Genomic DNA, 22,369 nt, shown 5'->3' with positions numbered 1-22,369 from the left:
GGATGAGCGGGCGTTCCGCAGGCCGCCAGCGGATGATCGAGGCGCCCGGCGGACGCCCGGCAGTGTCAATTCGTCCTTTCCATATGAGAACAGTCACGATCCTGCGGGCATCTATGCTGGCCCCTTGCATTTTCAGCTGAAGATGCGCTGATGTCGGCAACAGGATGAACATATGCAGCACGCACAGGAACTGCCGCTTCACGGGATCGAAGTGGTCGATTTGGGTCTTGGGCACGCCGCCGCATTGACCGCCAAGTTTCTGGCCGACTGCGGCGCGCGGGTCGTTCGCCTGGAACCCGTGCAGGGTGATCCCTTTTACGAGATCTACCCGGCCTATCGCGCCTGGCGCAGCGCCGTGGCCGAAGTCGCGACGGCAACGCCGGAACGGATCACCGCCGCGCTCGCGTCAGCCGATATCGTCCTGGCCGGTGGCGAGCAACTGGCCGGCTTCCAGCCGATCGAAATTCCGGTTTCGGACCAGAGCCGCAATTATATCCTGGTCGAATTGCAACCCGGCCTCAGCGATGACGGGCTGTTCCTCGACAAGGGGTCGGCACCGCCGTCGTCGGACCTGCTCATCCAGGCCATCAGCGGCATGATGTACGAAACCGGGCTCGCAGAACCGGCGGTGCTGGGATATTCGGCCTCAGGTCTTGGCGGATGCCTTCAGGCGCTGATCGCGATCGGCACCGCGCTGTTCATGCGCGAGCGCGCTGGAAAGATCGCCTCCGTCAGGGTCGGCCTCCTTGAAAGCGCCCTGACGACATTTGCGCCGCTTTGGAGCTGGGCGGAGGAGGAACCCTTGTGGTTCAGTTTCAACATTCCACGCTCCGCCCGCCCTATCATAGCGCGTTGCAGCGACGGCAAGTTCGTGCATGTCGTGCTGGGATCGCTGGGCGCCAAATACCGCCTTTACAAATTGCTGGGCATCGAAGCCGATCTCGATCCTTCGGACCCCGGCCTGCCTGATCCGTCCATGCCGGGCGACCAGTATTTCGGGGACATACCCCTCATCTCGGACCATATCGCCAGGTGGAACAGCGGCGACCTGCTGGCAGCCTTGGGCAGTGAAAAGATCGTGGCCGGTCCGGTGCTGCCCTATGAGCAGGCGACGCGTTTGCCCCAAGTGCAACATAACGGGATCATCCGCGAATATGACGGAGGATACCGTCAGCCCGGCCTGCTGATCCGGTTCGACCCCGCAGCCACGAAAAGCGACCGCGAGGAAAGCGACGGACGGACGGGCGATAAGGCCCTCGCCGGTGTTCGCGCAGTCAATTTCGGCGCCTATGTCGCAGGACCGACGGCGACCGTGCATCTCAAGGACCTGGGAGCCGAGACGTTCAAGGTCGAGAACGGCAAAGGCGATCCGATGCGCGGGTCGGCCAAATTCTTCGCTGCGGCCAACCGGGGCATGCGTTCCGCCACCATCGACATGAAGGACGATCAGGGCCGGGTCATGGCCCAGCGCCTCATCGAAAGCGCCGATATCGTGTGCAGCAATTTCAAGGTCGGCGTGGCCGAACGCATGGGCATAGACGGCGTAACCCTTCTCGATGCCGACCCGGGCAAGATCGTGCTGTTCAATTCCGGCTTCGGCTCCACCGGTCCCATGTCCGGCCTGCCAGCATTTGATCCGATGATGCAGGCGTTGAGCGGGCTTGAACTGCGTGCCGGCGGCGCCGGCAACCTTCCCGCCCTGACCCGCACGATGCCGGTCGACACCGTCGGCGGCCTGTTGGGCGAAATAGCCATTCTCTTCGCGCTGATCTTCAGGGAAAGAACGGGTCGCGGCGCCGCCATGGAGGTGCCGCTGCTCAACGCGCCCTGGATGATCATGTCCGACATCGTGTTTGCGCCCGACGGATCGCTTGTCGGCCCGGTGGAGCTGATGCGGGACCGCCGCGGCTATACGGCGAACGAACATGTCTATCGGACCGAGGACGGCTGGGTGGCCCTGTCGGCGCGAACCGCTGAAGAAAGGCAGACGCTGGCAACGATGTTCGCTCTCGGCGAGCCGAACGACTGGTCACAGGCCATTGTCGAAAAGATCGAGGCGGCGACCACCTCCATCGCTACCCGCGACCTGCTGGCAAGGCTGAAAGGCGCGGGCATCGAGGCAGTCGCCCCGGTCGACACGCGGGGCCGCCCCATCATCGACAGCGAAGTGCGGCGCGGCATGGGGCTGAACTATGCCGAGGATCGCGGCGCCCTGCGCCATGTCCGCGGCATCGGCCACGGCTTCGTGATCGAGGGCCATGACATCCGCGCGACGGGCCATGTCCCGGTACTGGGCGAAGCCAATGACTATCTGCTGGAAGATCTGCAAATCGGGGCCGAAGGCCGGGCGGAGCGCGAAAGGACATAGAATGGACCTCCATGCCGCGCGTCTGCACGGCATGGCCGCAATGCTTCTGTAGAGGCTTCGATAATGAAGAATTTCGGGAAAGGGATGGTGCAAGCCGTGAACATGATCGACTTCAATCAACGGACTATTGGCGAACGCCTGATGCTGATCGGAGGACGGCGGGCACCTGCTCAGTCTGGTGCCACGATGTCGATCCGGGACCCCGGCACGGGCGAGACGATCGGATCGGCCCCACGCGGTGCGGCGGAGGATGTCGACGTGGCGGTCGATGCCGCGCGGCGCGCATTCATGGACGGCCCGTGGGCCAGGACCAGTGCCGCTGACCGGGCCCGGATCATGTCGCGCTATGCCGATCTGGTCGAGCAACATGCCGAGGAACTGGCCTTCCTCGAATCCCTGAACAGCGGCATGCTGTACGGCATGGCGCTGCACATGGTCGGCGAAGTCGTCTCCTACCTGCGCTACTATGAAGGCTGGGCGACCAAGATCCACGGCGTGACGAGTGAAATATCGAACGCGCAAACCGGCGAATTTCATGCGTACACGCTGAAACAGCCTATCGGCGTGTGCGGTTTCGTGACGCCATGGAATTTCCCCATGTCGATCGCCATGATCAAGATCGCTCCGGCGCTCGCGGCCGGTTGCTCCTGCGTCCTCAAACCGTCGGAGGAGACGCCCTTTTCTTCCCTGCGCCTCGCCGAACTTGCTCTGGAAGCGGGCCTGCCCGAAGGCGTGCTGAACGTCGTGACCGGCTACGGCATCGAAGCCGGCGCGGCCATCGCCGCCCATCCCGGCATTGCCAAGGTCGCCTTCACCGGATCGACAATAGTGGGCAAGGAAATCGTCAAGGCAGCGGCCGGAAATCTGAAGCGGGTCACACTCGAACTGGGCGGCAAGTCCCCGGTCGTGGTCTTCGATGATTGCGACCTCGATGCCGCCATACAGGGCGTGGCGACCGGCATCTTCGTGCGCAGCGGCCAAGTCTGCGTGGCCGGTTCGCGCCTCTATGTCCAACGCAAATCCTTCGACAAGGTGGTCGAGGGGGTCGCGGCCATCGCCAGCAGCATGAAAATCGGCGATCAGTTCGCATCCGATACGCAGATCGGCCCGATCATCTCTGACAAGCAATTGCAGCGGGTGAGGTCATTGGTCGAAACCGGGCCTGGCGACGGCGCGGAAATCGTGACCGGCGGCAGGGCGGTTTCCGGCGCCGGTTTCTATTACGAACCGACAGTGCTGGCCAATCCGAACCCGGATGCGCGGGTGGTCCGGGAAGAGATTTTCGGCCCCGTACTATGCGCATCACCGTTCGATGACATCGAGGATATCGCCCGGATCGCCAATAGCACCGAATATGGCCTGGCGTCCGCGATCTGGTCGCGGGATGCCGGAAAAATTCACAAGATGGCGAAGCGGATCGACGCCGGCGTGGTCTGGGCGAACTGCGCCTTTGTAACCGACACGTCCCTTCCCATAGCCGGGCACAAGCAGTCGGGCTGGGGCGGCGAACTGGGACGAGAGGGGCTTGATCCCTATCTGTCGACAAAGTCGGTCTTCGTGAAGCTCGACTGAACTGTTCGCGCCATGCTGTCGCGGGATGAACGGACATGAATGAGGAAGTCTCGCGCAATGAGGCGCTGACGAGGGAATATCTGGTCAAGGGATGGGGCGGAAACCGGCCCGAGGTCCTCGACCGGATTCTGTCGCCCGCATGCAGGCGGCATCTGCATGGCGCGGTCACCGGCGGCACGCAGGCAAAGGCGACGCTCGCCGCCTTTCGTGCTGCCTTTCCCGATGCCACGGTCGAAATCGAACTGTTGTTCGGCAAGGATGATTTGGTCGTTTGCCGATCGATCACGAGCGGCATCCACAGGGGCGATTATCTGGGCATATCGGCCAGTGGCCGAAGCGTCCGGATCAGCGCCGTGGACTTCTTCCGCTTCAGCGACGGCCGGATCGTCGAAAGCTGGCACAATGTGGACGAAGTCGCATTGCGGCGCGATCTGGGGCAGCAAATCTGATCATGGAGAGGTGAAGGGAGCGCTTGACTGTCCGTGACGATCAAGCGTGCAATTGCCGCACTTCACCTGCGTACCGTCACGCCATTCCCAATGCGTTCAGGACACGGGATTGGAAATAGGCGGTTCCGTTTTCAAGATCGGGTCGTAGCGGACCGGACTGGAAATTGCCGCTGGCATAATTGCCCTGAACGAGCTTGCAGGCCATCACGTCATCGCGAAAGATAGCCTCGGTGGCCTGGATGACCCGTTGCCTTGCATCCTCGTCCAGCGGAGCGGTGGGTTCGAACAGATATTGGTAGTGGATTTCGAAGGACATCGGGCCCGTGGGCTCGACGCGACTGAGCTTGGCGCCGCCCGGAAAAGTCGAGAATGTGCAGTTCGGCCAGATCCAGACCCACCGCCCGCCGAAATGCATGCCGTCGCCGGGCGCCGCCAGGGTGACCGTGTTCTCCCCGGCCGTCACCGTGTAATTCCAGATTGCGACACTCTTGTCCGGCGCATGGACGATGGGAACGTGATAATTCTCCGTGAACTGGTCGAAATAGCATTTCCAGTTGACGTCCGCCGCGAATGTGCTGTGCCCCAGCGTCTTCATGCTTTCCAGGGGAACGGACGCCAGCAAATCGGGCAAGTCGCCCAATTGGCGCTCAAGCGGCTCGACGGGATCGATGGCGGCAAAGATCAGCCCACGCCATTCGGCGACGGACACTTCCTGCAGCGGGTAGAGCGCCGGGTCCAGCGGGGATGGTTGCCCGAACCAGGGCATGTCCGTCAGGTTTCCGCATGTGTCGAATTTCCAGCCATGATAGGGGCATTGCAGAGCGTCGACGCAATCGCGCGCTTCTTCCACCAGCCGGGCGCCGCGATGCGGGCAAGCATTGCGAAAGGCGCGCAGGACGCCATCATCGCCCCGGATCAGGATAAGGGCGGCCCCGGCGACGGTAACAGGCAGGCAGGCCCCTGGCCCATCGACCGCATCGCGCAGGCATATCAATTGCCAGCAGCGCCGGAAAATCGACGACCGCTCGCGCTCGAAAATTTCGGGAGCGCAATAGAGGTTGGCGTCCATGCTCCGCAATTCATCGGGTTCAGTCACCGCTCGCTCCCCGCATCTCGTCCTTGCTGCAGGGCAACAGGCTGCCCAGCGCCTTGCGATCGATCTTGCCGATCGCGGTCAGCGGAATTTCATCGACGACGTGAAATTCCTTTGGCACCCAAATGGCGCCGCGCGCACTGCGAATCCCGGCGCGCAATTCCTCTATGTCCACGCTTGTGCTGGGCTTCACGACCAGAAACGCGGTGACCGCCTCACCCCATTTGGGGTCGGGAACGCCTATCACGGCGGAAAGGGCGACAGCCGGATGCGCATTCAGCACATCCTCCACTTCGCTCGGATAGACATTGAACCCGCCCGTGATGATGAGATCGCTCGTCCGGTCGACGATGGTGTAATAGCCCTCTGGCGACTGCACCGCGACATCGCCGGTATGCAACCAGCCGCCGGCAAAGCTTTTCTCATTGGCATCGGGCCGGTTCCAGTAACCGTTCGAGACAAGCGGCCCCCGCACGCACAGTTCACCCGGACGCCCCGGTTCAACCGGCCTGCCTTCCTCGTCCAGCAAGGCGATACGGACAAGCGGGGTAGGATAACCGCATGATGCGAGTATTCTTGCATTGTCCGGGTCATGGTCGCCCTTGCGCAGGGTAGTGATGCACATCGGCGCTTCCGTCTGGCCGTAAAGCTGGCAAAAGATCGGCCCCAGCCGTTCGATACCCTCCCGGAGGCGGTCAGGCGACATGGGTGCGGCACCATACATGATCGTGCCCAGCCCCTCCAGCCGCTCGCCCGTCCGCGCCAGATGATCGAGCAGGACATAGATCATCGTCGGCACCAGGAAGGTGCAGTCGATACCTTCGTCGCTTATAAGCGCGCAGAAGCTTTCGACCCCGAACCCTTTGGTCAGGCGCACCGATCCGCCACGGCTCAATACCGTCGGGATGACGGCCCCACTCGCATGGCTGACAGGCGTCACGGCCAGGAAATGGGGTTGCGGAGGCAATTCCCAATCGATGCCCTGAAGCACCGTCACCGCCAGCATGACGCGATGGGGCCACATGACGCCCTTGGGTTTTCCCGTGGTGCCGCCGGTGTAGAACAGGCGGACGACATCTTCCGCCTGCGCCTCGTCACGCAGGGGCGCGACCGTGGCGGCGGCCATGGCCTCGACAAAATCCTCCGCGCCGTCAACCGCGCCTAGGGCGAAAATCCTGCGGAGCGAGGGGATGCGCTCCCGCAACCCATGGAGCGGCCATTTCAGTACGCCCCCATCAACCAGCAGCATGCTGACGCCGGAGTCCGCCAGAATGAATTCATGCGTGTCCTGCGCCGCCATCGGATGGAGCGCGGTGTAGCTGAGACCCAGCAACATCGCCGCATATTCGACCGCCACCAGTTCGCAGCGGTTCGCCGAGAGTATGGCTATGCCCTGCCCCCTTTCCAGTCCGTTGGATCGCAAGACGGTCATGGCCTTGCCGATCTGCCGGCCCAGATCGTCATATGTCCAGCTGACCCTGTCATCGACCAGCGCCACGCGGGGGCCATGTCGGGCGATGGACGTACAGATCAGGCACCCCATCGTCGCTCCGTCGGACCGCGCCGCCAGATTGTCGGCCCGGTCAGTTTTGCCGGCCTGCGTCATCCGCCCACTCCCAGCGGCGTTACAATGCCGCCATTGTCGATCACAAACCGTTGCCCGTTGACATAGCGGGACTCATCGCACGCCAGGAACAGAACCAGATTGGCCACATCGCGGGGATCGCCGGCGCCTTTCGCCGCCCGCGCCCGGAACTGCGCCGCCGCTTCCGGTTCAAGCGTCCTGCCCATCGTATCCAGACTTTCCTGGAACATCGGCGTGTCAAATGCGCTGGGATGCACCGAGTTGCAGCGCACGGGTATCGAATTGACCTTGCAATAGACCGCAACGCTGCGGGTATAGGCCTCTATTGCTCCCTTGGCGGCGGAATAGGCGGCGGAATAGGGCACGCCCTGGATCGACGCTATCGAGGACATGTTGACGATGGCGCCGCTCCGCATCACGCGCAGGGCATGCTTGCAGCCGAACACGGTCGCGTCGATACTCGCGGCCATGACCGCTCGATAATCCGGCTCAAGAATGCTGGCGGGCGTGCTAGGGATCGATATTCCCGCATTGTTGACGAAGACGTCCAGTTGGCCATGGCGCGCCATCACGCCATCGACCAGCTGCGCCACGTCAGCCTCGATACTGACGTCGGTGCGAAGGAATTGCGACATATCGCCAAGAGACCCGACCAGCGCCTCACCGGCTTGCGCGTCCGTATCGGCGATGACGACAAATGCGCCCTCGGCCACGAACAGACGCGCATCGGCGGCGCCCAGCCCCTTGGCCCCGCCGGTTATCACGGCCACCTTTCCCGACAATCTACCCAACGGAACTCTCCAATCGCAACTAGCGATAAATTGGCCTCTCTCAGCGCGGCACGCTTGATCGAAATGGCTGTTCACGCATGCGTGGCAGGTGGCCGGATTGCGGGCCAGGATGCACCGAAATAGTTTCCACCCGGACACAGCAAATGCGCAAGCAGCAGGGAGGAGCGTCCATGGAATATCTGTCGGTGGATGAGGCACGGGACAAGCCGGGCCTGCGGCTGGTGCTGACGGCCCATGTTCCCGGTCCATGGGGGCAGGCGGCAAAGGCGGTGCTTGGCTTCAGGTCCGTCGCCTATCTCCCCGTCGCCCAGATGGCTGGTGAGGCGAATAACAAGCTTGTCGACTGGACCGGGATGCGCAACGCGCCCATCGCCGTGCTTGACGACGAACCGCCTTGCAGCGGGTGGCTCGAAATCCTGTTTCTCGCCGAACGGCTGGGACAGGGACCATCGCTCCTGCCCGCCGATCCGGAGGATCGCCAGATCTGCCTCGGCATCGGCGCGGAAATCTGCGGCTTCTGGGGCCTTGGATGGTGTCGGCGCATTTCGATGTGGACATTGAGCGGTCCGGCCAAGACCAGCGGTTCGCAAGGATTGCGCGATCAATATGGCTATTCGCCGGTCACCGCCGCCAGCGCACCCGAACGGCTGCGCCAGATATTGTCCGGGCTCGACCACAGGCTGGCCGCGCAACATGCGCTCGGACGCCGCTATCTGGTGGGCGACAGGCCGTCAGCGGCCGACCTCTACTGGGCCAGCTTTTCGATCATGTTCGATGTACCGGATCATCTGGCCGATCGGATTCCCGCCTATCAGCGTGCGATGTACGATACATGCGAACCACGGGTCGCCGACATACTCAGCGACCGCCTGATCGCACATCGCGATCATATTTTCGAGGATGTGATCGGATTGCCGCTGGAGTTCTGAAAAAACATCGCAATATGCCCCGTTTCACGTTGAAACGGGGCATATCTCATTTTAGAACTTGAAATCGATGGCCGCACCGTAAGTCCGGGGCGGAGCTGGCGACTGCGTATCGCCCAACGCACTTTGCGTCTGGTAGGAACTGTAATGGCTGTTGGTCAGGTTCTTGCCGAAGACGCTGATGCCGAACCGTTGATCCGGACCGAAGCCAAGCCTCGCCGTGGCGTTCAACAGATCGTAGCTGTCCTGCACCATGCGATTGTCCGCTTCCCAGAAATATTTGCCGGTCCAGGCATAGTTCATGGTTAGCGCAAGTTCGGTCTGACCCACGGGAATGGCGTAGGTTCCACCGATGTTGAAGGCGAATTTCGGCGAACGGACCATGCGGTTGCCGCTGAGATCGGTCGAACAGGAAACGTTGCCGCCCGTCGGCGTTCCGGTCGAGTGCGGCGTCGGCGTGCAAACGCCAGGCGCGGGAACGAGCGACGGGCCATCGGGAAACGACTTGTACTTGGCATCGAGATAGGTTGCGCCAAAGTTGATGTCCAGGCGACCATTGGCGAGGCGAGGCGAGAATACGCCCTCGACCTCTGCGCCATTGATGCGCCCTTGTGCCGCGTTCAACAGGAACAGCGTGCCGTTTTCAAGTCGTGCGAGTTGGATGTCCTTATAATCATAATGGAACCCGGCAATGTTGAGGCGCAGCGTCCTGTCGAACAGTTCCGACTTCAGGCCGAGCGTATAGGCGTCGAGCGTTTCGGGCCTGACAGGCGGCTGAAGCTCCTGCGCCGAGTTAAAGACGCCGCTCTTGAAACCGCGGTCGTAGCTTACATAGGCCATGACGTGATCGGCAAGTTTCTGGTCGAGCGCAAGACGCCAGGTCAGCTTGCTGTAGTTCGCCTTGGTACGGGCCCGTGTCAACAATATGGTCCCCGCGCCCGCCGGATTTGGCGCCAGCGCATATCGTTCGGCCGAAAATTCGCGAGCGTCGTTCGTGAAACGCAGGCCGGCCGTGAATTGCGTGCTCTGCCCAAGATCGTAGGTTCCCTGCGCATAACCGGCGTAGGATCTGGTATCCTGAACAGGATAAGTGCTATAATTCTGGCTAGGTATGAAAGCGCTTGTAATCGTCAGAGGATCGTAGGCGGAGCGCGCATTGAAATAGAATGCGCCCACGGTATATTCGAAATTCGGCAGCGAGCCGTTGTAAAGAATTTCAGTCTGCCAGGTCCGGTTACTTTCGTGAATCTGCGCTACGAGGAAGGGCGCCCCGGTCGAATCCAGATCGATGTTGACCTGGGACTTCAACTGTCTGAAGGCGTTCAATATCGTCAGGGAGCCGCTTCCCAACTGACGTTCATATTGCAGGCTCACACCCCAATAATCGGTGCGGACCTTTGTTTCATAGTCCCCCTGCATATCATAGAAGCCACCCGCGGGTCTGATGCCCAGCGCCGAAACAGTGCCTGCCACGACATCGCGCGTGGCGCCCAGATCGCTATTGTCGCGCGACCAGTCGGCCGACAGGGTAAGGCGATCCTCGGATGTCGGTTCCCACTGGATCTTCGACCGCAGCCCCCCGCTTCTGCGATAGAGCGCATCGTCACCGGTTGCGATATATCTGCCGAAGCCATCATATTGGCGTTCATATTGTACGGCCAGATCTATCGCCAGATTGTCCGATAGACCCGTCGTCGCATAGGCCTTTCCTTCAAGCGTCGCATAATTGTCAAAAGACAGGCTGCCCTCAAGCGACGTGTCGTAACTTGGCTTGCGCGTAATCACATTTATCAAGCCGCCCGTGGCATTGCGTCCGAACAATGTGCCCTGCGGGCCCTTCAACACCTCGACCCGTTCGATATTGTTGAAGGAGAATACATTGCCGACAGCCGACATGTAATAGACGCCGTCGATATAGGTCGCGATCGGACTTTCGACACCTGCCGCAACCGACTGCGTGCCGACACCGCGAATATAGGGCGTCGCGCCTTTCAGCTGCCGCGTAAAGGTAAGGCCTGGCGTCATCTGTACCAGGTCGTCGGTAGCCGATATGCCGGTCGCTCCAAGAGTTTCCGCACTGATCGTCGTGATCGTGATGGGCACCGACTGCTGGCTCTGCGAGCGCCGCTGCGCGGTCACGATGATGTCGGAAAGACCACCGCTATCGACAGCCGATCCCTGTCCCTCGCCCACATCGCCCGCTTGCTGCGCCATCGCGGCATGGGCTGGCAGCATCGCAACCAAGGATGCCAGCATGGCAAACTTCAATTTCATATCCCTCTCCCTGAACTAATCCTGCTGCCGGTTTTCCGGACGCCAGCGTCATGTGTATCATGCCCCTTCTTTCACAAATTATCAGTGCCGGCGATTGACCCAACTGGATGAAAATCGCGCACTATAATGTCGAAGAAGTAATCTAACCTATCGATTCTCATTTTAATTCATTGCTCTAACCATTGCACGACCGCACGAAAATTCCAGGCGATCAGGCAAGGGAAACCAGCATATCGGTCAGACCTTCGGCCATGCTGTAAAATGGCGAGTGCCCGCTCTCGACAGTCTCAACCTGCGCGCAAGGCATGGCCGCTATCATCGCCAGTTGATGTTCGGGCGCAATGGCCCGGTCGAGCGCGGTTACGATATAAGCCCGCGCAACCGATTCATATCGGTCGGACAGCAAGGGCATTTGCGCCCTGAGCACTTCGACAGGTTCGGGATGCAGCCGCTTCATCGCCGCGAAGGCATCGGGCATCGGACAATCGTGGAACAGCGTTTCATGCGCGGTGGCCGGATCGAAGATGAAGGTCGTACCGTCAGCCTGGAACACAAGCGGCGGCGCATCCTCCGTCACGGGCATGGATGCGATGTCGGAACCGGACGGCGATAGCAGCGCCGCGAGGTAGACCAGCCTGGCTATGCGTTCAGGCGCCATTTCCGCCACGCGGCTGATGATCGCACCGCCCAGGCTATGCCCGACCAGAATGACCTTTTCTTTCTGCCGTTCGATCAGCGCGGCGACATGTTCGGCACGGGCGCTCATGACGTCCAGCCCGGCCCTGGCCGGCGCGTCGCGCAAGTCGGGCGCCGACACCCTGTGTCCATTGGCTGCAAGGAGCGGCATCACCTTCTCCCACGCCCAGGCACCGTGACATGCTCCATGAACAAGCAAAAATGTTGCCAATTTCCGTTCCGTGCAGAAGTTCGACCCATATGATTGCCGGCATGGACATGAACTGCCCATGCCGGATTGGACAGGATTAATTGTCATGGTCCAACAACCATAATCCAGTTCAGGCAAGCCATGCCTGGCCATATCCTGAACCCTGCCGAGCGAACGCATCATGTGAGGACAAGCGCGATGACGACGAGGCAAGACGGTTCTTCCCAATTCACGCCCTTCAAACTGGAACATGATCTTTTCCGTGATACCCTGCGCCGCTTCATCCGCGACGAAATCGATCCCCATTATCGCGCATGGTGCGATCCTCGCGCCGGCGGCGTGCCGCAGGAAATCTGGAAGACGGCGGCCAGACTCGGCCTTGTCGGCACGCTCGTTCCGGAGGATTGGGGCGGCCCCGGCGGTACGCAGCTCTTCAACATCATCCATGCCCAGGAAATGGGCCGAGCGGTTGCCGGAGCGTGGGTAGGCGGTATTTTCGAAAACGACATGCTGACCGAAATGCTGGTGGCATTCGGTTCGCGTGAACAGAAGGACCACTGGTTTCCAGCCATTCTGGCAGGCGAAACCAACCAGGCCCTTGGCCTGACGGAACCTAGCGCCGGATCGGACGTCTTGTCTCTTCGCAGCATTGCGCGCAAGGATGGCGGCGATTACCGGATCAGCGGCCAGAAGGTCTACATAAGCAATGGCTGCAATGCGGATCTTTTCTACATTCTCGCGCGCACCCAGGAGGATTGCGACGGTCCCCGCCATGCGATGACAATGTTCCTTGTCGAGGGCGACGCAAAGGGCTTTGCCCGGCGGCGCATGGACACGCTGGGCATGAAGGCTCAGGGCGTGGCGGAACTTTTCCTCGACGATGTAAGGGTTCCGGCGACGGCCATCGTGGGAAAGCGGGGGTGCGGCCTGTCCGACAATCTGCGCCTTCTATTTCCCCCGGACCGCGCGATTTCCGCAGCCCGTTCATTTGGGGCGATGCAACTGGCCTTCGACCTGACCGTCGCGCACGCGAAAGAACGGAAGATTTCGGACAAGACGTTGATCCAATATCAGAACACCCAGTTCAAGCTTGCCGAGATCCGCGCGGACATCCTTGCAGGCGAAGCGTTTCTCGATACTGTCCTCAACAAGCTGGACAATGGGACGCTGGACGACGAGACAGCCTCCGCCGCGAAGATCTGGTTCGCCGACCGCGCCTTTCACGCAGCCAACGAATGCCTGCAACTGCATGGCGGCTACGGCTATATGACGGATGCGCCCATTTCGCAGATATTCACCGCAACGCGGCTGGCGTCCATCTATGCCGGCACGAGCGAAGTCCAGAAAAAGACGATGGCCCGGTTTTTTTAAGGACCGGGCGCTCGCACGGCGCGCCGATCTCTACATGACGGTTCCGTTTCCGAACATCCTGGCGCGCTCCTCCGGTGAAAAACCCAGCTCCGCAAGAATCTCACCGCTGTCCGCGCCGGCCGCCCTCGACAGACGTTGGTGCGAAGCCGTCCTACTGCGCGAAAAGCGGACCAGCGGCCCGATGCAATGTCGAACCAGTCCATAGTCGGCATCGTCCACTTCCTGCAGGATGTCACTTGCCTTGAGGACCTCCTGCCAACCGTCCCGTACACAGGCCTCCGCCCAGACGCCCGCGGCATGCAGCCGATCCAGTTGCCGCTGCGTAGTCTCCTGTACGATCCGGGCGCCCAGCCTGTCATGTTCGCTTGCCCCCCAATCCCGCCTGCACGCGGGAACTTCAACGCCAAGGACTGCGGCGAACTCCGCAGCCATCGCATCAGAGCGGGCAGCAACGGCGATCCAGCCGTCCGATGTTCGATACAGGCATTCTGATGGATGAAAGCCGGTCTGGCTCCCGTCCAGCACTTCTGCTCCCATATTCTGGCCCGTTGGCGAACGGACAAGTTCCGACATCATCCAGGCCCCGATGTTGAGCAGATTGGTTTCGACTGACATTGTCCGACCTGTCTTCACCCGTTCGTAAAGCCCGGCCAGCACTGCGATGGCACCGACAGCGCCTGCCGTGAAATCGACGATCGGCGTTCTGGTACAGAGCGGCGGATTGACCGTTCCGCCAGCCCGGACCTGCAAGCCGCAATGCGCCTGTATCACCATGTCGAAACCCGGCATCGCAACCTTTGGTCCTTGCGGCCCATAGGCGGTCGTTTCCAGGGTGATGAGGTCCGGATTGACGCCACGCAGCGTTTCCTGGTCTAGCCCCAGACGGCTGCTCACTCCCGGCCGGAAGTTGTTCAGGGCGATGTCGGCCGTCCGGCAGAGCCGATCGAGGACCGCCTGTCCATCGGGCGACTTCGCATCGATGCGGATCGACCGCTTTCCGATATTCGCGGAAATGATCGTCCGTTCCCCGCTCAAGGTCGCCGGACCGGACGGGGACTCGACCCGGATGATGTCAGCGCCATAATCGCCCAACAGTTTTGCCGCATAGGGACCGGCGACGAAAATGCCGCAGTCCATGACGCGGACACCGGCGAGCGGGGGGCCGCTTGCATCGTGGTCGACTGGCCCGGCTGGCGACGGTCGGGACGATCCAGAAGCAAGGCCGACGCGGATGGGGTTGCCCACATATTCCCACCCGTCCGGGTCGACCTGGATCAGACCGTTGAACCTGAGCTGTTCGTCATCCCAGCATTCTCCGGGTTCCAGAACGGCCTCCACCGGCACCCCGTTGTCGCGAAATGCCTGAACCAGCGTCACGCGGTCGAATGCGCGAGCATGGCGGTCGTAAAGCTCGACATCACCGAAAAATGCAGCCGGCCCGCGCGACTGGTCAGGCATGCCCCGATCGGCATCGCACACCTTGCCGCCGATCTTCAGGGCTGTGTGCACACCCGCGACGGCGCCGGGAACCGCCATGGTGATCTGGACGAACTCCGCGTCGGCACAGCGCAGCGTCAGATGTCGCACGTCTCGCGGAGTGATGCTCCGGAAACCGTGATCCGGCCTTTCCGCCGTCATCCAGAACGGCCCCCAGAACATCGCCCCACCCGCCACGAGCGAAGCCGTGACGACTTGCCCGAACCCGCTTTTTTCCCGCTCCACCAGACAGGTCAGGGTTCCAATCAATCCAAGCAGGGCGGCCCCGTAACTGGGCATGGGAAATGACTGCACATTCGGCCGGGCCGAATATTGTTCATGAACGATGCCCAGCCGCGCCTGAACAAGAAGATCGACGGCCGGGTGGCGACCATGAAACGACACAGGATCGCCGACCAGTTTCAGGACGATCAGTTTAGGATAATCCCGGCTCAGCGCCTCCGCGCTCCGGCAACCGGCGTCGAACCCCGGATAATCCTCTCCACCCACTATGCAGATGTCGGCCCGCTCCAGCAGATCGACCGCGCTCTCAGGGTCGGCCAGAACGGCATTGCGATGCCAGAAACGATAGGCGGAATAAATATCGTAAAACGGATCGCCCGCCCGCGGTTCGATACGGTCGACGCGCGCGCCAAACTCCGAGAGCTGTTTCGCCACAAGAGCCGCAGACATGCCCGCGCCAAAGTCGACCACACGCAAGTCGTGAAACGCGGTCCTGACCCGCGCATTTTCGCTGCGGTTGCCGGCATCGGCCATGCGTCAACCTCTCCCCGTCTGAAATCTGTTTGCAGGTTACATGAACCAGAAAGTCCGTCTATGAAAGAAGCGTCTGGCAGGCATCATGATCTGGCCTGGACTGGAACCTTGTTCTCTTCGTCTTCGGCCCAGATTATCCCTGCCCCCGCAATAATCGGAATCGGTGCATGACATTGGCGATTCCGGAACAAATAGCGAACAATTTGATCGCACCTGTAATGCTCTCGGCCGTTCTGTTGCTGGTAAGCGTCCGGTGTCAGCGCGACAGGTCACACTACCGTCGGTTGCGACTGGAATTTCCAACACCCTTGAATGCTTTGTTGAGAGCCTTCAGATAAAAGTCATATAGTTCGTCGAACTCAGTTTCGTAACAATCTGCGCGGGTATCGGGACGGTACAAAAATATAAGCCGAACGCTAGTGGATTGACCGGAACAAAAGAGTCCGATGGGGGATTCCCATCGGCTTGCTGGCGTGCGAGTCTGAGAGGATGCGCGATGGCATCACTTTCACCCTGTCCGCCGCCGACCGTCAGCGATTGTGCGACATTACAGCGGCCCCGCAGAGCCCGCAGAAGCACGTTTGGCGGGCCCGTATTGTGCTGCTGAGCGGCGATGGTCTGGGTACCTCGGCGATCATGGCCGCGACGGGCAAGTCCAAGACCTGCGTCTGGCGATGGCAGGAACGCTTCATGAACGAAGGCGTCGAGGGTCTGCTTCGCGATAAATCCCGTCCGCCCGGCAAGGCGCCGATCCCGCCCACGCATGTCGCCGAGATCGTCCGCCTGACGCATGAGCCGCCCCCGCACGAGGCGACCCACTGGACGTTGCGCGCCATGGCGAAGGTGGCTGGCGTTGCCGCCTCGACGGTGCAGGCGATCTGGAAGGCGCACGGTCTCAGCCCGCACCGCTGGCGCAGCTTCAAACTGTCGAACGACCCGGCGTTTGCCGAGAAGCTCACCGAAATCGTCGGCCTCTATGTCGATCCGCCGGCTCATGCGGTGGTGCTGTCCGTCGATGAGAAGTCGCAAATCCAGGCGCTCGACCGCACCCAGCCCGGCCTGCCGATGAAGAAGGGCCGCGCAGGCACCATGACCCATGATTACAAGCGGCACGGCACGACCACGCTGTTTGCCGCTCTCAATGTGCTGGACGGAACGGTCATCGGGCAGAACATGCAGCGCCATCGTCATCAGGAGTTCATCCGTTTCCTCAACCGTATCGAGCGCGAAGTGCCGGCGGACAAAGCGATCCACGTGATCCTCGACAACTATGCGACACACAAAAAGGACAAGGTCCAGCAATGGCTCGCCCGCCATCCGCGCTGGACCTTCCATTTCACGCCAACCTCCAGCTCATGGCTCAATGCCGTCGAGGGCTTCTTCGCCAAGCTGACCCGACGCCGGCTCAAACACGGGGTCTTCCATTCCCTCGTCGATCTCCAGGCCGCCATCAATCGCTTCATCCGCGAATACAACGCCGCAAACCCCAAACCCTTCATCTGGAAAGCCAATCCCGACGACATCATCGCAGCCCGAAACCGAGGGTTCCAAACGTTGGAACCAATCCACTAGGATGAATTTTTGCTCTCTTCCGCGCGCTGGCGCAGAACGGGTCGGCCGTGTGTTCCTCTCGCCCATTGCATGCGGCGCGGGCCGATTTCAGCACAGATGCAATCAATCGCCTGAAAAGCTTGCAATAATGCGTTTGAACGTGAAGCTCTTGTCCAAAAGCAGGCGCGAACCCACGCGCCGAGAGAGACGATGCGAGGCTCGACAAAATGAAGCAAACCGCCGCGGGCGCCAAATTCGCCCCAGCCGTGCTGGCGCGGCAAGCATGAATGACGCTTATCGGCGCGGGCACCTCGCCCGTAAAGCCGAAGTGCGCGGCGCGCCATCGCCGTTCCAGCCCGTGCTGGCTGTCACGCTGCTCTGCCTCCTGACCATCATTTCCTATGTCGACCGGACGATCATATCGCTGCTCGCAGAGCCAATTCGCGCCGAACTGGGGGTCAATGACATCCAGATCGGCCTGCTTTCGGGCTTCACCTTCATCCTGCTCTATTGCTCCGCCGGAATCCCGCTGGCGCGGATTGCCGACGGCGGGAACCGCAAATGGCTCATCGGCCTTGGCGCGCTGTCGTGGGGCATGATGACGGCGCTGTCCGCGACCGCGTCCAATTTCGAAATACTGCTCTTCTTCCGTCTGGGCGGCGGCCTTGGCGAGGCGGCTCTGGTGCCCTCGGCAATCTCTCTGCTGGCGGACATGTTTCCGGTCGAACGGCGCGCCACGCCGCTCAGCCTTTTCTTCGGATCGAGCATCCTGGGCGGCGCGCTTTCACACGCGCTGGGCGGCGGCGCCCTTGCTTGGTACGCCGCACTGCTGGCGGCGGGAACGGTGCCCCCGCTCTATTCGCCATGGCAACTGACCTTTGCCATCGTCGGCCTGCCCGCTGTGATCCTCGGCCTCGCCTTCATCCTGTTCGTACGCGAACCGCGCCGATGCCGGGCCAGGCCATCATCCGGCTTTCGGCCAGACGGTTCGATACTTTCTTTCCTGCGGCCGGTTGTTCGGGCAATTTTTCCTCGGCATCTCCATTTACCAGATTCCGCTTTTCGCCTTCACCCTGTGGACGCTTCCCTATCTCGTGCGCGGATTCGCCTTTACCCCCAGCAAGGCGGGCGTGCTGATACCCTCGACAGCGGGAATGGCGGCGGTGTTGAGTGCGGCCGCGACGCCCTTTCTCGGCTCGAAACTGATCACGCGCGGCCGCATCGACCGAATTCCGCTGCTTGCCGCCACCATGATGACCTGCGCGATCCCGGCGACCGGTGTCGCCTTCCTGTCGGACTCGCTTATGGCGACGATGGTCGCGGCCTCCCTCGCCTTCTTCTTCGTCGCGGGATCCTACACGCTCCCGCAGATCGTCGCGCAGCATCTGGCCCCGGCGTCGATGCGGGCGCAGTTCGTCGCTGTCTATTTCCTGCTGAGCAACATCATAGGCGCCGGCCTTGGAGGCGTGCTCACGCCCTATGTCGCGACCTTCTTCAACGGACCGGCGGCCATCGGTCCAGCTGTCTTCGCCGTGACCGCAGGCGTCACGCCGATCGCAATGCTGCTGGTCCTGTGCTCCGCCAAATCCTTTCATATGCCGGGCAGGCAAGCCCGATAGAAGCCCCCCGCCCGTGCGCCGTGAACAGTTCGAACAGGAACAGCCATGACCGACCCTGTCATTTCCCCCTATCTCACACCCGAACGGTTGATGATCCGCGATCTCGCGCGCGACTTCGCCCGCGCGGAAGTGCTGCCGGTCGCGAATGAACTCGATCCCCAAAAGGGCGACATTCCCGATGCGCTGATCGAGAAGATGGCCGCGCTGGGCTTTTTCGGCATCCTCATTCCGGAAGAATATGGCGGGCTTGGCCTCGGCGTCTTCGAATATTGCCTCGTCGCGGAGGAACTGGCGCGCGCCTGGATGAGCGTCGCCAGCCTGCTCGCGCGCGGAAACGCATTCTACCGCGCCATTCCCGGCAGCGAGGCGGAACGGCGCGAAAAGATTGCCGCGATGGCTACGGGCAAATATCTCGGCGCCGCCGCCCTTTCGGAACCCGGCACCGGCTCCGACCTTTCCGGGATCAGCTGTCGCGCGCGCCGCGATGGCGATGAATGGGTGATAACAGGCAACAAATATTGGTGCACCTTCGCCGATCGTGCCGATTTCATCAGCGTCCTGTGCCGGATCGACGAACCGGGTGCCGACCAGGCCGCCCGTCCCCGCACGATCAGTCTGATCGTCGACAAGCTGCGCTGCACCTTCCCGGACGGGTTGAGCGGAAGCCCGATCCCCAAGATCGGCTATCATGGCTGGAAAACCTGGGAACTGCGGTTCGAAGGGCTGCGCGTGCCGGCACGGGACGAGGGGGGATCGGGCAAGGCTTTCGAGGAGGCGGCCGCATCGCTTGGCGTTGCGCGCGCCCACACTGCGGCCCGTTCGATCGGCCTGGCCCAGGGCGCTCTGGAAGACGCCATCGCCTATGCGAAGGAGCGCGTCCAGTTCGGCGAACCCATTTCCAACTTCCAGGCGATCCGGTTCAAGATCGCGACGATGGCGACCGAGATCGAGGCCGCCCGCCAGCTTATGCATCATGTATGCACGGAACTGGACGCCGGACGCCAGGCCCGGGCCGAAATCTCGATGGTCAAATATTTCGCATCCGAAATGTCCGAACGGGTGACGAGCGAGGCGATGCAGATATTGGGCGGCGCGGGCTACACCACGCTCCATGCCGTCGAACGCCACTGGCGCGACGCCCGGCTTACCAGGATATTCGAGGGAACCTCGGAAATCCAGCAGAGGATCATCGCGGACGTTCTGCTCGGCAAGCCCATCCGGCCGTCATGAGCGATCCGGCACCTGTGCCCGACAGACGCCGGATCGCATGCCGCGTTCAGATCAACCGGCCTATCGTGCCAAGCTGGATCTCGTTCGTTCCGGCGTAAATTGTTTCCAGCCGGGCGAAAGTGAAAATCCGCGATATGGGGGATTCAGTAATGTAGCCATAGCCGCCATGCAATTGCAGGCACTCATTGGCGATCTCGAATTCCTTCGAACAGATCCAGTATTTCGCGCTTGACGACGTCAACGGATCCAGCAGGCCCGCCTTGAACTGTCGCAGCAACGTGTCCTTGAAACCTTCCATCACCTCTATATCGGCCCGGATGGAGGCCAGCTTGGCGCGGCTATTGCCGAAATCGATCACGCGCCGGCCAAAGACCCGGCGCTCGCTGGTATGCTGAACGGTCAGGTCATAGGCCAGGCGGCAGACCGAAATGGCGCGCAGCGCTAGGCCGACGCGATCCGCCGTGAACAGGAAGGCCAGATTTTCCCGCAACGCCATCCCCGGCTTGCCCAATATCGCCGTTTCAGGGACGCGCATGTCCTCCATGAACAGTTCGGCAACGGACCCCGCCCGTTCGCCAAGCGTCGACATGCGCTGCCTTTCCATGCCCGGCGTGTTCATATCGACCAGGAACATCGTAAGGGCCCCCCGCCCTCTCTCAATATCCTCATCGGTCCGGGCGACCAGATAGCAGAGGTCGGCGTGCATGCCGTTGCTGATATAGACCTTCTGTCCGCTGATCAGATAATCGCTGCCGTCGCGACGCGCCCGGGTCTGCATGGCGTTGACGTCGCTGCCCGCCGCCGGTTCCGATATGCCTGCGCATGAAATCGTCGTCCCGGCCAATATGCCCGGACAATAGCGCTGCTTCTGTTCCTCGGTCCCATGCTCCACCAGCATGGAGGTCATCAGGTCGGCGCTGAACAGGGTTGCGCCGGTGCTCACGCCCGCGACCGATTTGCCCATTTCCTCGGCAAGGATCATCTTGAAGAGAAGGTCGGCCCCCGGGCCGCCATAAGCCTCCGGAATGGCCAGCCCTACCAGACCGGCGTCCGCCGCCTTCTGCCAGATTTCCCGCGGATATCCGATTTCCGTATGCTCCCACTCAAGATAGTGGGGTTCGAGTTCCTTCTGGATGAAGCGACGCGCGGTTTCGCGAAACATCTCATGTTCGGTGCTGAAGATTTCTTCATTGAAATCATGACCTTCAAGTTCCAGCCGTGCAGTTGTACGCATGACGCTATCCTTTTCCGCCTGTCTCTGGAGCGGGATCAAATCTGCCCGGAAACCAGATCGCGAAGCATATTGCCCCGCATGGCGTCCGCCAGCATTGTGGTAATGACTTCCGAAGTTCCGTTTCGGGGGCTGAGTCCCGCCATGGTCGATGCGCGCGCCACTTCCTCGGCACATTCGCTCAGCCACAGCTTTGCCACCGCTCCCTTGAAGGGATCCACCCTTTCCGAGGCGAGATCGCGGAAGATTGCGGTGCGATAGCCCGAAGCGATCATCAGGCGCGCCTGCGCCGCCGCCAGGCGGAACTGTATGTCCTGATCGTCGAACCCGGTCGCCGACCCTGCCGGCCTGCTCTTCGCCGTGGCGACGCTTTCGTTGCAAAGGCGCTGGCCCGCGGCCAGGGTCTCAAGCCCGTCGATCAGGCCGATCACACCCAGAAGACGCTCCAGCTCCTGCGGCTCCGCCGTCAGACGCTGATCGGCCGTGAGCGAGAGCCGATCCAGTTCCACATCGGCCGAACCGGTAACGCTTATATTCTTGCGGTTCACACCCTTGGAAGCGGCGGGAACAAGGTAGCAGGCCCGCCCACCTTCCCCGAACATGACAAGATAAAGCCATTCAGCCTCAGCGGCGACAGGAACGGAATGGATCGTACCGCTCACGACAACCCGGTCCGGGCCTGCTTCGATCGTCAACGCCCGATCGGCCAGGCACAGCGCCTGCACGGGCGGCACGGGTGCGAAAATGACGGACTTCTGCTCGGCGCTGCCCAACAGCTTCGCCAGCAGGCTGTATCTGTCGCTGGCAAGGCATTGCAGCGCCGGCTGGCCCGCCGCCGCTTCCGCCCCAAGGGCCAGCTTCACCAGATCGCCGTCCTGACCGGCGAGCAGGCCCTCCGTCGCCACCTGTCGCAGCACATTGCCGGAACCGGCCGCCGCCGCGCTTTCAAGACATTCGTCGAGACGACGCCTGTACGCGATGCGGTCGTCGCCAAGCATATGGTCGACCATGGCTCTTGAAGGATCGGCGAATGGGGAAGACTTCATGATGCTGCTCTCTGTGTCCTCAAAATTTCACGATGCATATGTGGACGGCCCCCGCCTGACAATAGATTTAGCAGAGTATGACCGATCGCTTGCGTTCATATGTCCGGCCTCAAAGGTGCAGCCG

The 22,369-nt window shown here is 61.5% G+C and carries 16 protein-coding genes and 1 pseudogene; 9 read left to right on the top strand and 8 right to left on the bottom strand.

The genetic code is table 11. The features are described from left to right. The first annotated feature begins 172 nt into the window (after positions 1-172). The 3 genes from HUK72_RS21605 (at position 173) to HUK72_RS21595 (ending at position 4,389) form a co-directional block, all read left to right on the top strand. The gene (locus HUK72_RS21605) at positions 173-2,368 is read left to right on the top strand and encodes a CoA transferase (RefSeq protein WP_176598622.1); all 2,196 of its coding nucleotides are present in this window, start codon (positions 173-175) and stop codon (positions 2,366-2,368) included. Positions 2,369-2,431: 63 nt separating this feature from the next. Further along, entirely contained in the window at positions 2,432-3,940 is a 1,509-nt protein-coding gene (locus tag HUK72_RS21600) for an aldehyde dehydrogenase (protein WP_255325903.1), read from the top strand. A 35-nt stretch (positions 3,941-3,975) separates the two neighbouring features. Further along, positions 3,976-4,389, top strand: coding sequence for an ester cyclase (locus tag HUK72_RS21595; protein ID WP_176598621.1), 414 nt, complete (start codon positions 3,976-3,978; stop codon positions 4,387-4,389). 76 nt (positions 4,390-4,465) lie between these two features. On the opposite strand, the gene HUK72_RS21590 is transcribed toward HUK72_RS21595, so the two are convergent. The 3 genes from HUK72_RS21590 to HUK72_RS21580 are packed head-to-tail and all read right to left on the bottom strand — an operon-like array spanning position 4,466 to position 7,837. Then, entirely contained in the window at positions 4,466-5,485 is a 1,020-nt protein-coding gene (locus HUK72_RS21590) for an aromatic ring-hydroxylating dioxygenase subunit alpha (RefSeq protein ID WP_176590527.1), read from the bottom strand. Continuing rightward, positions 5,478-7,088: an AMP-binding protein gene (locus HUK72_RS21585; protein WP_176598620.1), complete on the bottom strand. Its 1,611-nt coding sequence runs from the start codon at positions 7,086-7,088 to the stop codon at positions 5,478-5,480. The genes HUK72_RS21590 and HUK72_RS21585 overlap by 8 nt, the downstream gene beginning before the upstream one ends. Further along, positions 7,085-7,837, bottom strand: coding sequence for an SDR family oxidoreductase (locus HUK72_RS21580; RefSeq protein ID WP_218036199.1), 753 nt, complete (start codon positions 7,835-7,837; stop codon positions 7,085-7,087). Before HUK72_RS21580 ends, HUK72_RS21585 begins: the two co-directional genes overlap by 4 nt. Positions 7,838-8,028: 191 nt before the next feature. On the opposite strand from HUK72_RS21580, the gene HUK72_RS21575 reads away from it, so the two are divergent. Beyond that, positions 8,029-8,787 (top strand): hypothetical protein, encoded by a 759-nt coding sequence (locus HUK72_RS21575; RefSeq protein WP_176590524.1) that lies wholly within the window; start codon positions 8,029-8,031, stop codon positions 8,785-8,787. 51 nt (positions 8,788-8,838) lie between these two features. Here the strand turns inward: HUK72_RS21575 and HUK72_RS21570 are convergent, their stop codons facing one another. Together HUK72_RS21570 and HUK72_RS21565 are read right to left on the bottom strand one after the other, a co-directional pair. After that, the gene (locus HUK72_RS21570) at positions 8,839-11,058 is read right to left on the bottom strand and encodes a TonB-dependent receptor (RefSeq protein WP_176590523.1); all 2,220 of its coding nucleotides are present in this window, start codon (positions 11,056-11,058) and stop codon (positions 8,839-8,841) included. Between the two features lie 211 nt (positions 11,059-11,269). After that, positions 11,270-12,025 carry an alpha/beta fold hydrolase gene (locus HUK72_RS21565; RefSeq protein WP_255325901.1) on the bottom strand — a complete coding sequence of 252 codons (756 nt, stop codon included), beginning with the start codon at positions 12,023-12,025 and terminating at the stop codon, positions 11,270-11,272. 117 nt (positions 12,026-12,142) lie between these two features. Between HUK72_RS21565 and HUK72_RS21560 the strand changes: the two genes are divergently transcribed. Then, positions 12,143-13,315 carry an acyl-CoA dehydrogenase family protein gene (locus HUK72_RS21560; protein ID WP_176590521.1) on the top strand — a complete coding sequence of 391 codons (1,173 nt, stop codon included), beginning with the start codon at positions 12,143-12,145 and terminating at the stop codon, positions 13,313-13,315. 30 nt (positions 13,316-13,345) lie between these two features. Here HUK72_RS21560 and HUK72_RS21555 read toward each other — a convergent pair whose 3' ends face one another. Beyond that, positions 13,346-15,568 (bottom strand): CoA transferase, encoded by a 2,223-nt coding sequence (locus tag HUK72_RS21555; protein ID WP_176598619.1) that lies wholly within the window; start codon positions 15,566-15,568, stop codon positions 13,346-13,348. Positions 15,569-16,057: 489 nt separating this feature from the next. Between HUK72_RS21555 and HUK72_RS21550 the strand changes: the two genes are divergently transcribed. The 4 genes and pseudogenes from HUK72_RS21550 to HUK72_RS21540 all read left to right on the top strand — a co-directional run bounded on the left by HUK72_RS21550 (position 16,058) and on the right by HUK72_RS21540 (position 19,968). Then, on the top strand, positions 16,058-17,140 hold the full coding sequence (locus tag HUK72_RS21550) for an IS630 family transposase (protein WP_176598618.1): 1,083 nt from the start codon (positions 16,058-16,060) through the stop codon (positions 17,138-17,140). A gap of 1 nt (position 17,141) precedes the next feature. Continuing rightward, positions 17,142-18,059: pseudogene (locus HUK72_RS27680) on the top strand (MFS transporter); the annotation flags it as partial. Between the two features lie 73 nt (positions 18,060-18,132). Further along, positions 18,133-18,738 (top strand): hypothetical protein, encoded by a 606-nt coding sequence (locus tag HUK72_RS27375; RefSeq protein ID WP_255325899.1) that lies wholly within the window; start codon positions 18,133-18,135, stop codon positions 18,736-18,738. Between the two features lie 45 nt (positions 18,739-18,783). Further along, positions 18,784-19,968, top strand: coding sequence for an acyl-CoA dehydrogenase family protein (locus tag HUK72_RS21540; protein WP_176598616.1), 1,185 nt, complete (start codon positions 18,784-18,786; stop codon positions 19,966-19,968). Positions 19,969-20,014: 46 nt separating this feature from the next. On the opposite strand, the gene HUK72_RS21535 is transcribed toward HUK72_RS21540, so the two are convergent. Next, positions 20,015-21,202 carry an acyl-CoA dehydrogenase family protein gene (locus HUK72_RS21535; protein ID WP_176598615.1) on the bottom strand — a complete coding sequence of 396 codons (1,188 nt, stop codon included), beginning with the start codon at positions 21,200-21,202 and terminating at the stop codon, positions 20,015-20,017. Between the two features lie 35 nt (positions 21,203-21,237). After that, positions 21,238-22,245, bottom strand: a complete 1,008-nt coding sequence (locus tag HUK72_RS21530; protein ID WP_176590514.1) for an acyl-CoA dehydrogenase family protein — start codon at positions 22,243-22,245, stop codon at positions 21,238-21,240. Positions 22,246-22,369: the final 124 nt, after the last annotated feature.

The sequence above is a fragment of the Sphingobium sp. 15-1 genome, from assembly GCF_013375535.1.
In the GTDB taxonomy this organism is placed as follows: Bacteria; Pseudomonadota; Alphaproteobacteria; order Sphingomonadales; family Sphingomonadaceae; genus Sphingobium; species Sphingobium aromaticivastans.
This window is presented reverse-complemented; position numbering and strand designations above follow the sequence as displayed.